General features: G+C 61.7%; 13 protein-coding genes. 12 read left to right on the top strand and 1 reads right to left on the bottom strand.

What is annotated here, in order from left to right:
- Window positions 1-2: 2 nt before the first annotated feature.
- The 5 genes from cobN to K5Y35_RS22985 all read left to right on the top strand — a co-directional run bounded on the left by cobN (window position 3) and on the right by K5Y35_RS22985 (window position 9,502).
- Window positions 3-3,851, top strand: coding sequence for a cobaltochelatase subunit CobN (cobN, locus tag K5Y35_RS23005; RefSeq protein WP_222833044.1), 3,849 nt, complete (start codon window positions 3-5; stop codon window positions 3,849-3,851).
- 213 nt (window positions 3,852-4,064) lie between these two features.
- Window positions 4,065-5,063 (top strand): ATP-binding protein, encoded by a 999-nt coding sequence (locus K5Y35_RS23000; protein WP_222833043.1) that lies wholly within the window; start codon window positions 4,065-4,067, stop codon window positions 5,061-5,063.
- Window positions 5,048-5,722 (top strand): VWA domain-containing protein, encoded by a 675-nt coding sequence (locus tag K5Y35_RS22995; RefSeq protein WP_222834490.1) that lies wholly within the window; start codon window positions 5,048-5,050, stop codon window positions 5,720-5,722. The genes K5Y35_RS23000 and K5Y35_RS22995 overlap by 16 nt, the downstream gene beginning before the upstream one ends.
- Before the next feature lie 176 nt (window positions 5,723-5,898).
- Window positions 5,899-7,545 carry a phospholipase D-like domain-containing protein gene (locus K5Y35_RS22990; RefSeq protein WP_222833042.1) on the top strand — a complete coding sequence of 549 codons (1,647 nt, stop codon included), beginning with the start codon at window positions 5,899-5,901 and terminating at the stop codon, window positions 7,543-7,545.
- A 397-nt stretch (window positions 7,546-7,942) separates the two neighbouring features.
- Window positions 7,943-9,502 carry a TerC family protein gene (locus tag K5Y35_RS22985; protein WP_222833041.1) on the top strand — a complete coding sequence of 520 codons (1,560 nt, stop codon included), beginning with the start codon at window positions 7,943-7,945 and terminating at the stop codon, window positions 9,500-9,502.
- A 196-nt stretch (window positions 9,503-9,698) separates the two neighbouring features.
- Here K5Y35_RS22985 and K5Y35_RS22980 read toward each other — a convergent pair whose 3' ends face one another.
- Window positions 9,699-10,130, bottom strand: coding sequence for a thioredoxin family protein (locus K5Y35_RS22980; protein ID WP_123468224.1), 432 nt, complete (start codon window positions 10,128-10,130; stop codon window positions 9,699-9,701).
- A gap of 336 nt (window positions 10,131-10,466) precedes the next feature.
- On the opposite strand from K5Y35_RS22980, the gene K5Y35_RS22975 reads away from it, so the two are divergent.
- The 7 genes from K5Y35_RS22975 to K5Y35_RS22945 all read left to right on the top strand — a co-directional run bounded on the left by K5Y35_RS22975 (window position 10,467) and on the right by K5Y35_RS22945 (window position 16,071).
- Window positions 10,467-11,315 (top strand): transporter substrate-binding domain-containing protein, encoded by an 849-nt coding sequence (locus tag K5Y35_RS22975; RefSeq protein WP_123468226.1) that lies wholly within the window; start codon window positions 10,467-10,469, stop codon window positions 11,313-11,315.
- A gap of 50 nt (window positions 11,316-11,365) precedes the next feature.
- Window positions 11,366-12,028, top strand: coding sequence for an amino acid ABC transporter permease (locus tag K5Y35_RS22970; RefSeq protein ID WP_003225455.1), 663 nt, complete (start codon window positions 11,366-11,368; stop codon window positions 12,026-12,028).
- A 9-nt stretch (window positions 12,029-12,037) separates the two neighbouring features.
- Window positions 12,038-12,700 (top strand): amino acid ABC transporter permease, encoded by a 663-nt coding sequence (locus tag K5Y35_RS22965; RefSeq protein ID WP_123468229.1) that lies wholly within the window; start codon window positions 12,038-12,040, stop codon window positions 12,698-12,700.
- Entirely contained in the window at window positions 12,697-13,488 is a 792-nt protein-coding gene (locus K5Y35_RS22960; protein WP_123468231.1) for an amino acid ABC transporter ATP-binding protein, read from the top strand. Before K5Y35_RS22965 ends, K5Y35_RS22960 begins: the two co-directional genes overlap by 4 nt.
- Window positions 13,489-13,518: 30 nt before the next feature.
- The gene (locus tag K5Y35_RS22955; protein WP_007912330.1) at window positions 13,519-13,908 is read left to right on the top strand and encodes a RidA family protein; all 390 of its coding nucleotides are present in this window, start codon (window positions 13,519-13,521) and stop codon (window positions 13,906-13,908) included.
- 144 nt (window positions 13,909-14,052) lie between these two features.
- Complete coding sequence (locus K5Y35_RS22950) at window positions 14,053-14,817, top strand: IclR family transcriptional regulator (protein WP_123468235.1); 765 nt, start codon at window positions 14,053-14,055, stop codon at window positions 14,815-14,817.
- Window positions 14,818-14,856: 39 nt separating this feature from the next.
- Window positions 14,857-16,071: an amino acid deaminase gene (locus K5Y35_RS22945; RefSeq protein WP_222833040.1), complete on the top strand. Its 1,215-nt coding sequence runs from the start codon at window positions 14,857-14,859 to the stop codon at window positions 16,069-16,071.
- Window positions 16,072-16,198: the final 127 nt, after the last annotated feature.

Genomic DNA, 16,198 nt, shown 5'->3' with positions numbered 1-16,198 from the left:
CCATGCACCTGCTCAGGACCCAGCCCGGCGGTTTCGTGTCGGATGACAACATCGCCGACCTTGGCCAAACCCCCGCCGAGCTGGTGATCCTGTGCAGCGGCGATTCCAGCCTGGCGCTGCTCGCCGAAGCCGCGCAGCAGTTGCCCGAGGATTACCCGAGCCTGCGTCTGGCCAACCCGATGCAGGTGCAGAATCACGCGTCGGTCGATCTGTATGTCGACGAGGTGTTACGCCACGCCAAGGTGATTTTGATCTCGCTGCACGGGGGCATCGCTTATTGGCGCTACGGCGTCGAGCGGCTGGTCGAGCTGTCGGAGCGCGGCGTGCAGGTGATTCTGGTACCGGGCGATGATCGCCCCGACCCGGAGCTCAGTGACCTGAGCACCGTGCCCGCCGAAGATCGCGACCGCCTCTGGCAGTTCCTGCGTCAGGGTGGCCTGGGCAATGCGCTGGATTTCTTTCATTGCCTGGCCAACCGCTGGCTCGCCCGTGATTACCCGTGGGGCGAGCCGCAAGCCTTGCCGCGTACGGCGATTTATCACCCGGACAAAACCAGCGCCGCACTGGCTGACTGGCAAGCCGACTGGCTGGCGGAATGCCCGGTGGCGGCGGTGTTGTTTTATCGCTCGCATTTGCAGGCGGCCAACACCGCGTTCATCGACGTGTTCTGTCAGCGCTTGCAGGCGGCGGGGCTCAATCCGCTGCCGATCGCCGTCGCCAGTCTGAAAGAGCCGGGCTGCCTGAGCGTGGTCGAGGATTGGCTGGATGAAGTCGAGGCAGGGGTCATTCTCAATACCACCGGTTTCGCCCAGTCCAGCCCGGAAGCCCCGCACCTGCGACCGTTTCGCCGCAACATTGCGGTGATTCAGGCCATCTGCGCCCAGGACAACGAGCCCGGCTGGCGCGACAGCGAGCAGGGGCTGGGCCCGCGCGATCTGGCGATGCACATTGCCTTGCCGGAACTCGACGGACGCATCATCAGTCGGCCGATCAGCTTCAAGGATCTGGCCTGGCGCAGCGAGCGCAGCCAGTCCGATGTGGTCTGTTACCGTGCGCAGCCCGAACGCATGGATTTCGTCGCTGAGCTGGCGCGGCGCTGGATCGACCTCGCGCGGGTGCCGAATGCCGGTAAGCGCATCGCACTGGTTCTCGCCAATTACCCGACCCGTGACGGCCGCATCGGCAACGGTGTCGGTCTCGACACGCCGGCGGCGGCGCTGAACATCCTGCGTGCGTTGCAGGCTGAGGGATATCCGGTCGCGGCAGAGCTGCCGGGCAGCGGCACCGAGTTGATTCAGCAATTGCTCGGTGGCGTCAGCAACGATCTCGAGACGATTGATCTGCGCCCGTGCCAGCAAAGTCTGGCGATGGATGATTACCTGGCCCAGTTCAACGCACTGCCCGAGGCCAATCGCACGGCCGTGGCCGAGCGCTGGGGCGCGCCGCAAAACGATCCGATGTGCCGCGACGCACGCATGATGATCGCCGGTCTGCGCTTCGGTCTGACTTTTGTCGGCATTCAACCGGCGCGTGGCTATCAGGTTGATCCGAGCGCGGTGTATCACGACCCGGATCTGGTGCCGCCCCACGGCTATCTGGCGTTCTATTTCTGGTTGCGCAAGACCTACGGCGCCCACGCGGTGATCCACGTCGGCAAGCACGGTAACCTCGAATGGCTGCCAGGCAAGGGCGTCGGCCTCTCGGAAAACTGCTGGCCGGACGCACTGCTCGGGCCGCTGCCGAACATCTATCCGTTTATCGTCAACGATCCGGGCGAGGGCGCCCAGGCCAAACGGCGCACGCAAGCGGTGATCATCGACCACCTGATGCCGCCGCTGACCCGCGCCGAAACCTACGGCCCGCTGCGTAATCTGGAGCTGCTGGCCGACGAGTATTACGAAGCGCAACTGCTCGATCCGCGCCGCGCCCGCGAGTTACAGCGCGACATTCTGCAACTGGTGCGCGATACGCAGATCGACCGCGAACTGCAACTCGATGCCGCGCTGGACAGCGATGCCGACGCAGCGATCTGGTTGCCGCGCCTCGATACGTATCTGTGTGATCTGAAGGAATCGCAGATCCGCGACGGTCTGCACATTTTTGGCGAATCGCCGACCGGGCGTTTGCGCATTGATACGTTGCTCGCGCTGCTACGGATTCCACGAGGCGACGGCAAAGGCGCGCAATCAAGCCTGTTGCGAGCACTCGCCAAAGCGTTCGAACTCGGATTCGATCCACTCGATTGTGCGCTGGCCGATCCATGGACAGGCCCGCGTCCCGAGGCGCTGCAATCGCAAAGCGACGAAGTCTGGCGCACTGCCGGCGACACCCGCGAACGCCTCGAACTGTTTGCTTCGGACCTGATCTCCCAAACACTACAAATCCCTTGTAGGAGTGAGCCTGCTCGCGATGGCGGTGTGTCAGCCAACATTGAGTCCACTGACACACTGCTATCGCAAGCAGGCTCACGCCTGCAAGGACCGCGTTGGGCGGAGGTCAGTGCAATCATCGACCATCTGCGCGAAGTCGTCGCCCCACGCCTGGACGCCTGCGGCCCGGCAGAAATGCGCGGTCTGCTCGACGCCCTCAGCGGTCGCTTCGTCCCCGCTGGCCCCAGCGGCGCGCCCAGCCGTGGCCGTCTCGACGTGTTGCCCACCGGACGCAACTTCTATTCGGTGGACGTGCGCAACCTGCCGACCACCACCGCGTGGCGCATCGGTTTCCAGTCGGCCACATTGATTCTCGAGCGGCACCTGCAGGATCACGGTGATCACCTGCGTCAGCTCGGCCTGTCGGTGTGGGGCACCGCGACCATGCGCACCGGCGGCGATGACATTGCTCAGGCCATGGCCCTGATGGGCGTGCGTCCGGTGTGGGCCACCGGCAGTCAACGGGTGGATGATTTCGAGATTCTGCCGCTGAGCCTGCTCGATCGTCCGCGAGTCGATGTGACGCTGCGGGTATCAGGTTTCTTCCGCGATGCCTTTGCCAACCTGATCCGCCTGTTCGACGCCGCCGTGCAAGCCGTGGCGGCGCTGGACGAACCGGACGATCTCAATCCGCTGGCTGCCAGGGTGCGTGCCGAACGCGAAGCCTTGCTGCAATCGGGCCTCGACGAAGACACGGCGCGGCGTCAGGCCGGCTGGCGGATTTTCGGCGCCAAACCCGGTGCCTACGGGGCCGGTGTGCAAGGCGCGATTGATGGCCGTCTGTGGCAAACCCGCGAGGATCTCGCCGAGGTCTACTTGAATTGGGGCGCCTACGCCTATGGCGGTGCCGACGAAGGCACCGCCGCCCGCGAGCAATTCGTCCAGCGCCTGAGTCAGGTGCAGGCGGTGTTGCAGAATCAAGACAATCGCGAGCACGACCTGCTCGATTCCAACGATTATTACCAGTTCCAGGGTGGCATGCTCGCGGCGGTGGAAACCTTGCGTGGCGAAGCGGCGGTCAGTTACCACGGTGATCACAGTCAGCCGGACTTGCCAAAGATTCGTACCCTGAAAGAAGAGCTGAACCGGGTGATCCGCTCGCGCGCGGCGAATCCGAAGTGGATCGACGGGGTCAAGCGCCACGGCTATAAAGGCGCGTTTGAACTGGCGGCGACGGTCGATAACTTGTTCGCGTTCGACGCCACCACGCAATTGATTGATGATCACCAGTACGCATTGCTGGCCGATGCCTACCTGCTGGACCCGGCCACCCGGGATTTTGTTCGCGAGCATAACCCGCATGCGTTGCGCGACATGACCGAACGGATGCTGGAAGCGCAGCAGCGCGGGATGTGGCAGGAGCCTGGGGCTTATAAAGAAGCGCTGGAGAATCTGCTGCTGGATATTGAGGAAGATATGTAACCGGCCAAAAGCTACCCTCAGCCCAGTCCTCTCCCGGGGGGAGAGGGAGCCGATTTGCGTTGCTGTCGAAGTCTGAGTTCGGCCCGACGTATCAGGTCGACGGAATTCGAAAGAACACCTGGGTCAGTTCCCTCTCCCCCTGGGAGAGGGCCAGGGTGAGGGCCTCCCCACTGACACACCACAACACCAAAGACCACGACAGAGAAACCCCAAATGACCGACACCCCGCATTTCCCGCTCTCCGCCGTGGTCGGCGCTGATGACCTGAAACTCGCCCTGTGCCTGACCGCCATCGACCCGAAAATCGGCGGGGTGCTGATCGAGGGCCCGCGCGGCATGGCCAAATCCACCTTGGCGCGCGGCTTGGCGGATCTGCTTGCCAGCGGCCAGTTCGTCACCTTGCCGCTGGGCGCTACCGAAGAACGTCTGGTCGGCACCCTCGACCTCGACGCGGCCCTGAGCGAGGGCCGTGCGCAGTTTTCGCCCGGTGTGCTGGCCAAGGCGGATGGCGGCGTGCTCTACGTCGATGAGGTCAACCTGCTGCCGGATCACCTGGTCGACCTGCTGCTCGACGTCGCGGCCAGCGGCACCAACCTGATCGAGCGCGATGGCATTTCCCATCGGCACTCGGCGAAATTCGTACTGATCGGCACCATGAACCCCGAAGAGGGCGAACTGCGTCCACAATTGCTTGACCGCTTTGGTTTGAACGTTGCCCTCAGCGGCCACACGGCACCGACCGAGCGCGGGCAGATCATTCGTCGGCGTCTGGATTTCGACAGCGATCCCCACGGGTTCTGCGCGCAGTGGGAAGCCGAACAACAACAGCTGCGTGAACGCTGCGAAAACGCTCGAAGCCGCTTGAGCGAGATTCCGCTGGACGACGCTGCGCTGGCGCACATCACCGAGCGTTGTTTCGCTGCCGGTGTCGACGGTCTGCGCGCCGATCTGGTCTGGCTGCGTGCGGCCCGCGCCCATGCGGCCTGGCGTGGCGCGACGGCAATCGCCGTGCAAGACATCGACGCCGTCGCTGAATTTGCCCTGCGCCATCGGCGTCGTGAGCCCTCATCGTCCAGCCCTCAGCAACCCGCGCAACCGCCGGCGCATTCTGCCGCCGACCTCAGCGAAGGGCAGGGCCAGTGGGGTGACATGCCGGCTCCGGCACTGGCCACTGGCGCCCGCCGCGAAGTGCCGAGCTGGCCAAAAAAGTAACCGGCATTCGTCCCCGATCCGACGCGGGGGCGAATGCCAGACCCCGCGCCGGACAACTCGACCACGGACGCCAGGGCAAGCGCCACGCCGCACGCAGCGGCTTGGTGAACTGGCCGGGCACGCTGCTCAACGGCCGGCCGCAGACACGGGAAGATCTGCAGTTCCAGTTGCGCACTCGCTGCGCCCATGAACTGTGGCTGGTGATCGTCGATGCTTCGGCCTCGACGCGTCGGCATCAGGCCTTGAGCGATGCCAAGGGCTTGCTCGCGCAACTGTTCGATGATGCCTATCGACAGCGCGCGCGTCTGGCGTTGCTGACCGCCAGTGGCAGCGCGCCGACCTGGCAGGTGCAGGGCCTGAAGGCATCGAGTGGTCTGCGATCCTGGCTGGAGGCGCTGGGCGCGGGCGGCGGGACACCGTTGCTGGCCGCACTGATGCAGGCGCAGCAGTGGCTGGTGCAGCGCAAAAAGCGTTTTGCTGCCGAGCAGCAGCGATTGCTGGTGGTGACGGACGGGCGCTTGAAACCCTTGCCGCCGATACCGTCGCTGGAGTGTCCGGGGTTGTTGATCGACATTGAACGTGGGCCGATTCGCTTGGGCCGGTCCAGGCAGTTGGCAGCGGCGCTGGAACTGGATTATCGGCATATCGACGATGTGTGATGCCTGGGTGGGGCTCTTCGCGAGCAAGCCCGCTCACACTGAATTTGTGTCGAACAGTGAGAAAGCTCTGGGAGCGGGCTTGCCCGCGAAGGCATCGCCTCGGTCTCAAATCTGCCTCACAAACCCCGCATCGCTGCTCTATGCTGCACCTCAGCCCCAATCACAAGGAGTGAATCATGCGGGTATTGGTCGCCAATCCTCAGGACGATTTTCGCGTCAAAGCCTACGCCGGCACCAACGGCGTTCTGCTCGCCATGGACCTGGCCGAGCCACGGCGCAAAGGCCTGCTCGGCTTCGCCATCGAAAAGCAGCAGGGCGACAAGCCCTGGCTATTCCTGTTCAACAGCCTGACGTTTCCCGGCAAGGCTCACACCTTCGCGCAATATCACGCCACGCCCAGCGATAAAGCGCCGCTGCAGAAATTCCGCTGGGCCGATTACGCGGTCAATCCGGGCACGACGATGCATTATCGGGTGCATCTGGCTTACGGTACGGCGGACGCGCCACAACTGGGCGAAGCGCTGGAGTTGAGCATCACCAGCGATGACGGCCACCCGGCCAGCCAGAGCGTGATCTTCAACCGCGCCGTAGCCGCCAGTCAGGCCTTTCAGCGCAAGTTTCCCGATCTGGATGCGCAGATCAGCGCCAATAGGAACCTGCCGATCGAAGCGTGGCCCGACGCGGCGCGTCTGTGGCTGGAGAACGGCCTGCTGGAGCGATTGCTCGGGTACATCGAGCGCGCGGTGGACGCCCGGTGGGCGCTGGATATCGCGATCTACGAGTATCAGTTGCAGGCGATAGTCGAAGCGGTGAATGCGGCGTTCGCCCGAGGCGTTCAAGTGCGCGTGCTGTATCACGCCCGCGCGGACGACCCCGATACGACCCTGAACGAAACCAGCCTCGCGCAGTTGCCGGCGTCGAGCAAGCGCGGCCGGGTCACTCACGATATCTTTCATGACAAGTTCATTGTCCTCAGTCGTGTCGATGATGCCGGGCAGCGTCAACCGCAAGCCGTGCTGTGTGGCAGCACTAACTTCACCGCCAATGGCGTGTATCGCCAGGCCAACGTGGTGCACACGCTTGACGACGTGACGATTGCCACGCGGTATCTGCAAACTTTCGAAGAGGTCTGGGCGAACCCCGCCAATGTCGGCGCAACACGCACCTGGATCACTGAACACAACCCGATGGACCCTGCGCAGCCGCTGTTCGCCGGGTTCTCGCCACGCAGCGGCGGTGCCGATCTGCGTGAGTTCGTCGAGATCATCGGGGCGGCCAAAAAGGATGTGCTGTTCGTTACGGCGTTTACCTTGCCGGAAGCGATTCTCAATGCACTGCTCGGCAAGCCTCATGACGACATCCTCCGTTACGGCTTGCAAAACACCGCCAGCAGCATCACCGGATTTCATGCCGACCGTACCGCCGAATTCGCCGCCACAGCTTTGCTCAACACCGGGCTGGAAGGCTGGCTGAAGGAAAACATGAAAGGCCAGAAAGGCAACCTGCTGGTGCACACCAAAGCGGTGGTCACCGATTTCACGACGGATGCACCGACCATCATCAGCGGTAGCCATAACCTCAGCACTTCGGCGAGTAACGGCAATGACGAGAACTTTCTGATCATTCGTGGCGACACCGACCTGGCCGACCGCTACGGCCTGGAACTGCTGCGGTTCTACGAGCATTACCGGTTTCGTTATTTCGCGAAAAAACTGGAGCTGAAGCAGGTGAGTCCGTTGGCGGTGGATGACCGTTGGACCAACGATTATTACGTGGAGGGGGATTTGCGGCAGTTGTCGCGGTTGCGTTTTGCCGGACGCTGATGCGTTGTTCGTTAGACCCTCATCGCCAGCAGGCTGTCTCCGACAGTGGTCCGTGTTATTCGCACGATTCCTTGCAGGAGCCAGCCTGTTGGCGATGAGGGCCGCGAGAACAATGCATCTCACCGGCTGATACAGATTTTGAAATGATTTTGCGCTGTAGGAATTGTCGCCAGAGACTGTACGCTCCAAGGCCATTTTTCATTCAGGATTTGCATGAACACCCTCTCGGAGCCTCCCAGTCGTACCTTCTCCTCGCGCCGTGGCGCGGTCTTGACGCACTCGCAGCATCCGGTTTTCCGACTCCCGACTATTGTTGACAACGCGGCTGCAGAGCCTTCGCGTTGCGCTTTGCCGTGTCCGGCAGCCTGAATTCACTGAAGAGAGATCGAGACATTTTATGGAATGGTTAGCGGATCCCACGGCCTGGTTAGGCTTGTTGACTCTGATCGTGCTGGAACTGGTACTGGGTATCGACAACCTGGTGTTCATCGCAATTCTTGCGGACAAGTTGCCGCCGCATCAGCGTGACCGCGCGCGGATCATCGGTTTGTCCCTGGCGCTGATCATGCGTCTGGGCCTGCTGGCGAGTATTTCCTGGTTGGTGACCCTGACGCAGCCTTTGTTCGAAGTGTTCGGCAAGAGCTTCTCTGGCCGTGACCTGATCATGTTGTTCGGCGGCGTGTTCCTGTTGTTCAAGGCGACGATGGAGTTGCATGAACGGCTGGAAGGCCATGTCGGTGAGCGCTCGACCAACACGGCGTATGCGTTGTTCTGGCCTATCGTCGCGCAGATCGTGGTGCTGGATGCTGTGTTCTCGCTGGATGCGGTGATTACCGCCATGGGCATGGTCGATGAACTGGCCGTGATGATGATTGCGGTGATCATTTCGATCGGCCTGATGATTGTCGCGAGCAAGCCGCTGACACGCTTCGTCAACGCCCACCCGACGGTGATCATGCTGTGTCTGGGCTTCCTGATGATGATCGGCTTTGCCCTGACCGCTGAGGGTCTGGGTTTCCACATCCCGAAAGGTTACTTGTACGCCGCTATTGGTTTCTCGATCTTGATCGAGGTGTTCAACCAGGTTGCCCGCGCCCGGCGCAAGCGTTCGATGCAGGGCCTGCGCCCCATGCGTGAGCGCACGGCACATGCGGTGATGCGCTTGCTCGGCGGGCGCAAGCTGGCGGTCGAGGAGGTCGGCGAAGAGATTTCCGACCTGCTGGATAACGGTGATGTGCCAAGCGCGGAGCTGTTCGACCGTCGCGAACGGGTGATGATCAGCGGCGTCCTGCAACTGGCCGAGCGGCCGATCCGTGGCTTGATGACCGTGCGTGCCGACGTCGACACCATCGACCTTGCCGATGACGCTGAGGCGATTCGTACAAAGTTGATGCATTCGTCCTATTCGCGCCTGCCGTTGATTCGCAACGGTGCGGTGGATGAACCGCTGGGCTTCGTGCACAAGAAGGAACTGCTCAAGGAGTACCTGGCCGGCAACGAGCCGAACCTGGAACATCTGGTGCGCAAGTCCATCAACCTGCTCGACAGTTATTCGATCCTCAATGCGCTGGAACAAATGCGTGCGGCTTCGACCCACATCGCCTTTGTGGTCAACGAGTTCGGCGACTTTGTCGGTGTGCTGACCATGACCGACATCCTTGAGTCGATTGCCGGCGAGTTGCCTGATGCCAGCGAAGTCGAGGGACCGGACGTGATCGAAGAGCGGGGCGGGTTTGTGGTCAGCGGTGCGTTGAATCTGGCGCGCGTGCGCCAGCTCACTGGTTTCTGCGCTGCGCCTACCGAGGATTACCAGACACTGGCGGGGTTGGTGATGAGCCTGCTGGATCGGTTGCCGATCATTGGTGATCGACTGGAATACGAAGCCTGGCAAATGACCGTGGAAGCGGTTGAAGAGCGGCGGGTGACGCGGGTGTTGCTGACGCGTCACCCGATCTGAACCATCGTTGTAAGCGCAGGAGCTGCCGCAGCCCGTGGCAGCTCCTGCACCGATGACGGTGTGAGTGAAATCCGCTGCATCACACCGCCCCTGTGCGAGCGGGCTCGCCCGCGAAAGCGATTCGTCCGCCGCAACAACGCTGCGGGATGAAATACCCAGCGCTCCAGCCTTCCATCGTTAACGCTTCACGGCACCTTCAGGAAAAGTTCCACCGTGGTGCACGCGTGATCGTGCGCAGTGTGCGCAGCGTCTGGCGCAACCAGGCCAGGTCATGCGGGCGTTTGCGCGCAGGGGCAGGAGCCTTGATCTTGCCGATGTGCTGGGCGAAGTCCTGTGCCAGCGTTTCTTCGGTGCCGATGCCTTTGAGCCGCTTCAGCAGTTTGCCGTCCTTGTAGAACAGCACTGTAGGCGTGCCGGTAACCAGTGGATGGCGCGGCGATTGACTGGTGTTGAGCATGTAAATGTTTGCCCGGAGCCGATACGGTTCGGCTACCTCACGAAACACCGGCCCGGCCCACTCGCAGGCGGGGCAGTGTTCATTGGCGAAATACAGAATCACCGGGCGCCAGGTTTTCAGGGCTTTGCGGTAAGTGGGCGGTAGTTCGGCGAAAGGGATGTTCACACTCATGACGGTCTCCTTGTCGGGTGCTGCGTGTTCTGTCGACCGTAAGCCAGACTGACCCGTCCGGCTACTGTCAGAGCTGACAGGTGCACATTGTGTTTTTTTGTGCAGGCCGCCCCGAAATGTGGCCCGAATACCCTCTATGTGTGGCCAACGGTAGCGTGTCCTCATGACCCCGCGCGTAACACTGCACCGGGCCTTATCTGCATCCCATTGATTTTGCAGATCTTTCAAACCATTACAGATTCCCCGCCGATCCTGTGGCACACTTTCTGCTGTCTATTCCGTAGTAACAAACCGAGTTCCGGTATAGCGGAATAAACAACCTCTGGAGTGCTTGCCATGCATCGCCGACCTTCCTTGTTCAAAGCGTGTGTTTTTGTTCTCGCGGCTTCGTCCGCTGTCATGGGTATGGCCCAGGCAGCCGACAGCAAGCTCGACAGTGTGCTGGCCCGTGGAAAACTGATTGTCGGTACTGGCAGCACGAATGCGCCGTGGCACTTTCAAGGTGCAGACGGCAAGTTGCAGGGCTTTGATATCGACATCGCCCGGATTGTGGCCAAGGGGCTGTTCAATGATCCGGGCAAGGTCGAATTCGTGGTGCAGTCGTCGGATGCGCGGATTCCCAATCTGCTGACCGACAAGGTCGACATGAGCTGCCAGTTCATCACCGTGACCGCCAGCCGCGCTCAACAGGTGGCGTTCACCCTGCCGTACTACCGTGAGGGTGTCGGCCTGCTGCTGCCGGCCAACAGCAAGTACAAGGAAATCGAAGACCTGCAGGCCGCCGGCGACAGCGTCACCGTGGCCGTGTTGCAAAACGTCTATGCCGAAGAACTGGTGCATCAGGCGCTGCCCAAAGCCAAGGTCGATCAGTACGACAGCGTTGACCTGATGTATCAGGCGGTGAACTCCGGTCGCGCCGATGCGGCCGCCACCGACCAGTCTTCGGTCAAATACCTGATGGTGCAGAACCCGGGTCGCTACCGCAGCCCGACCTACGCCTGGAGCCCGCAGACTTACGCATGCGCAGTGAAGCGCGGCGATCAGGACTGGCTGAACTTCGTCAACACGGCGTTGCATGAAGCCATGACCGGTGTCGAATTCCCGACTTACGCGGCGTCGTTCAAACAATGGTTCGGTGTCGATCTACCGTCGCCGGCCATCGGTTTTCCCGTCGAATTCAAATGATCCCGTGAGAGCGGGGCGCCTGCATCGCCCCGCTCAAGGTACTGCTGACCATGAACTATCAGTTGAACTTTGCCGCCGTGTGGCGCGATTTCGACACCTTGCTGGCGGGGCTCGGTCTGGGCCTTGAACTGGCGCTGGTGTCGATCGCCATCGGCTGCGTGATCGGCCTGCTGATGGCGTTTGCCTTGCTGTCGAAGCATCGCGCCTTGCGGGTACTGGCCTCGGTGTACGTCACGGTGGTGCGTAACACGCCGATTCTGGTGTTGATTCTGTTGATCTACTTTGCACTGCCGAGCCTGGGCATCCGTCTGGACAAGATCCCGTCGTTCATCATCACCCTGTCGCTGTATGCCGGGGCGTACCTGACCGAAGTGTTCCGTGGCGGTTTGCTGAGCATTCCCAAAGGGCAGCGCGAAGCGGGGCTGGCCATCGGTCTCGGTGAATGGCAGGTCAAGGCTTACGTGACGGTGCCGGTGATGCTGCGCAACGTCTTGCCGGCGCTGTCGAACAACTTCATCTCGCTGTTCAAGGACACCTCGCTGGCCGCTGCGATTGCAGTGCCGGAACTGACCTATTACGCGCGCAAGATCAATGTCGAAAGCTACCGGGTGATCGAAACCTGGCTGGTGACCACGGCGTTGTATGTCGCGGCCTGTTACCTCATTGCCATGCTGCTGCGTTACCTCGAGCAGCGTCTGGCGATTCGCCGATAGGAGGCCGCGATGTACGAATCCCCGAGTTGGTTGCATGAGTTGTGGGTAGCGCGCGAGCCGTTGTGGCAAGGCTTCTTGACCAGTGTGCAGGTGTCGGCACTGGCGATTCTGCTCGGCACGATGGTCGGTGTGGTTGCCGGTCTGGTGCTGACCTACGGCAAATTCTGGATGCGCGCGCCGTTTCGTTTTTACGTCGACCTGATTCGCGGCACGCCGGTGTTTGTGCTGGTGCTGGCGTGCTTCTACATGGCGCCGGCACTGGGCTGGCAGATCAGCGCGTTTCAGGCCGGCGCCCTGGGCCTGACGCTGTTCTGCGGCTCGCACGTGGCCGAGATCGTTCGTGGCGCGTTGCAAGCGTTGCCCCGTGGGCAGATGGAAGCGAGCAAGGCGATCGGCCTGACGTTCTACCAATCCCTCGGCTACGTGCTGTTGCCTCAGGCGCTGCGGCAGATCCTGCCGACCTGGGTCAACTCGTCCACCGAAATCGTCAAGGCCTCGACCTTGCTCTCGGTGATCGGCGTGGCCGAATTGTTGCTCAGTACTCAACAGATCATCGCCCGGAACTTCATGACCCTGGAGTTCTACCTGTTCGCCGGTTTTCTGTTCTTCGTCATCAACTACGGCATCGAATTACTCGGCCGGTACATTGAAAAGCGGGTGGCCCTGCCATGACTCAAGCTCAAGTTTCCTCACAGAATCAGGCGTTGCTGGACATTCGCGGCCTGCACAAACAATACGGTGCGGTGGAAGTGCTCAAGGGTGTCGATCTGAGCATGCAGCGCGGCAACGTCGTGACGTTGATCGGTTCCAGCGGGTCGGGCAAGACCACACTGTTGCGTTGCGTGAACATGCTCGAAGAGTTCCAGGGCGGGCAGATCCTGCTTGACGGCGAATCCATTGGCTACGACGAGGTCAACGGCAAACGCGTGCGGCATGCCGAGAAAGTCATCGCCCGCCATCGCGCAATGACTGGCATGGCGTTCCAGCAATTCAACCTGTTCCCGCATTTGACGGCGTTGCAGAACGTCACCCTGGGTCTGCTCAAGGTGAAGAAAATGCACAAGGACGAAGCCGTGGTGCTCGCCGAAAAATGGCTGGAACGCGTCGGCCTGCTGGAGCGGCGCAATCACTTTCCCGGGCAGTTGTCCGGCGGTCAGCAACAGCGCGTGGCGATTGCCCGGGCGATCGCGATGAACCCGAGCCTGATGCTGTTCGACGAAGTCACCTCGGCGCTGGACCCGGAGTTGGTCGGCGAAGTGCTGAACGTGATCAAGGGCCTGGCCGAAGACGGCATGACCATGTTGCTGGTGACCCACGAAATGCGTTTCGCCTTCGAGGTCTCGGACAAGATCGTGTTCATGAATCAGGGGCGGATCGAAGAGCAGGGGCCTCCCAAGGAACTGTTCGAACGCCCGCAATCGCCGCGTCTGGCTGAGTTTCTCAAAAGCACGCGGTTTTAATCTGTTGTTTTGTAATCAGGAGAAATACCCATGAGCATTACGCGTTACGGCACCGGCAGCACCGCCGCCGGCGGTCAGCCACGTCCCTTCGCTCGCGCTGTTGAGGCGGATGGCTGGCTGCATGTGTCCGGCCAGGTGCCGGCGGTGGATGGCGAGATCATCGTTGGTGGCATCGTCGAGCAGACCCACCAGACCATGAAGAACCTGATCGCGATTCTCGAAGAGGCCGGTTATGGCCTCGAAGACGTGGTGCGTGCCGGCGTGTGGCTGGACGATCCACGGGATTTCAGCAGTTTCAACAAGGTCTTCGGCGAGTACTTCAAACCTGAGCACGCCCCGGCGCGAGCCTGTGTGCAGGCGAGCATGATGGTCGATTGCAAGGTCGAGATCGACTGTATCGCTTACAAGAAGAAGGCCTGAACCGAGGTGACCCTATCGCGAGCAGGCTCACTCCTACAGTTGGAATGCGTTGTCGTGTAGGAGCGAGCCTGCTCGCGAAAGCGATCTAACCGTCGACAGCGCACTCTCGGTAAACTCCCGGCACTTTCATTGGGAATTGAAGACATGACCGAAGACACCATCAAACGCCGGGCCCGTGGTCTGGACCGGGCGTTCGATATCCTCGATTTCCTCAAGGAAATCGGCCAGCCGCTGCGTCCGAACGACATCGCCAACGGCATCGGCAGCCCGAAATCCACGGTCTACGAACTGGTGGCGTCACTGCTGGAGCGACGGATTCTGGAGCCGGTGGGCAAGGACGGTCACGTTTATCTCGGCCGGCAGTTGTATTTTCTCGGGCAGGCGCATCTGCGTCATTTCGACCTCAGCCGCGAGGCCGATCACGCCTTGCAGGAGATCGTCAGCCAGACCCGGGAAACCGCGCAGATGTGCTTGCTTAACGGGCGCAAATACACGGTGGCGCTGATGAAGGAGGGCGAGCGGCATTTCCGCATTTCTTCCGATATCGGTGAAAACGCGCCGATCCCGTGGACCGCGTCCGGGCGCCTGCTGCTCGCCCATTTGAGCGACCAACAGATCATCGACCTGATCGACGAAGACGATTTCATCCTGCCCGACGGCGAGCGTCTGCCGCTGGAACGTTTTCTGGCGGAAATCCGTCAGGCCGGCCTCGATGGCTTCTTCTCGTTCGACAGCGTCGCCGACACCTTTACCCATTGCTTCGCCGCCCCGGTCAAAGACGCCAACGGCGTGGCCATTTGCACCCTGTGCATCGTCGCCCCTCGGGCCGATGCGAAGAACAATTACAACGACTATCGCCGGGTGTTGATCGAGAGCGCCAACAGCCTCGCCCGACGAATCAACGAATAAGCGCGGCTGCCTGCGGCCGCGACAGTGAGGAGTTCGACCATGACGACTGCCATCAATTCTGCTGTGGAAAAGGGCGATGCCGCGATCGGCGCGTATCTGGTGCGTGACGTCAGCCTGCCGGCCCTGGTGCTGCACCGCGGGGCGCTGGAGCACAACATTCGCTGGATGCAGACATTCGTCAGCGACAGCGGGGCGCAGCTGGCGCCCCACGGCAAGACCAGCATGACTCCAGCGCTGTTCAAACGTCAGCTTGACGCGGGTGCCTGGGGCATCACCCTGGCCAGTGCGACCCAGACCCGCGCGGCTTATGCCCACGGCGTACGTCGGGTGTTGATGGCCAACCAGTTGGTCGGTACGCCGAACATGGCGCTGATCGCCGATCTGCTGGCCGATCCGACGTTCGATTTCTACTGCATGGTCGATCACCCGGACAACGTCGCCGATCTCGGCGCCTACTTCGCCTCGCGCGGGGTGAAGCTGAACGTGATGATCGAGTACGGCGTGGTCGGCGGTCGTTGCGGTTGCCGCAGTGAGGCGCAAGTTATCGCGCTGGCCAAGGCGATTAACGCCCAACCGGCGCTGGCCCTGACCGGCATCGAAGGTTACGAAGGCGTGATTCACGGCGACCACGCGGTCAGCGGCATTCGCCAATTCGCCGCGTCGCTGGTGCGCCTGGCGGTGCAACTGCAGGACAGCGGCGCATTCGCCATTCCCAAGCCGGTCATCACCGCATCGGGTTCGGCCTGGTACGACCTGATCGCCGAATCGTTCGAAGCGCAGAACGCAAGCGGACGCTTTCTCAGCGTGCTGCGTCCGGGCAGTTACGTGGCCCATGACCACGGCATCTACAAAGAGGCGCAGTGCTGCGTGCTCGACCGTCGCAGTGACTTGCACGAGGGTTTGCGTCCGGCGCTGGAGGTCTGGGCGCATGTGCAGTCGTTGCCGGAGCCGGGGTTCGCAGTGATTGCCCTGGGCAAGCGCGACGTGGCGTTCGATGCCGGTTTGCCGGTGCCGTTGCTGCGTTACAAGGCCGGCATTGTGCCGGCGGTGGGCGACGACGTGGGCGCGTGCAAGGTCACGGCAGTAATGGACCAACACGCGTTCATGAGTGTGGCGCCGGGGGTTGAGCTGCGGGTGGGGGACATTATTTCCTTTGGTACCTCGCACCCGTGCCTGACGTTCGACAAGTGGCGGGTGGGGTTGCTGGTGGATGAGCAGTTGGCGGTGGTTGAGAGCATGGAGACTTGCTTCTAGGGCTTGAGACCGAGTTGCGGCCAATCGCAGGCAAGCCAGCTCCCGCAGGGATCTCATGGACTGTGAAGATCATGTGGGCGCTGGCTTGCCAGCGATGAGGCCGGATCAAACACCACCGAATCAGCAG

The organism is Pseudomonas sp. SC3(2021) (genome assembly GCF_019856535.1).
Classification (GTDB): domain Bacteria; phylum Pseudomonadota; class Gammaproteobacteria; order Pseudomonadales; family Pseudomonadaceae; genus Aquipseudomonas; species Aquipseudomonas monsensis.
The sequence above is the reverse complement of the archived record's forward strand: the minus strand, read 5'-3'. Positions and strand labels throughout refer to the sequence as shown.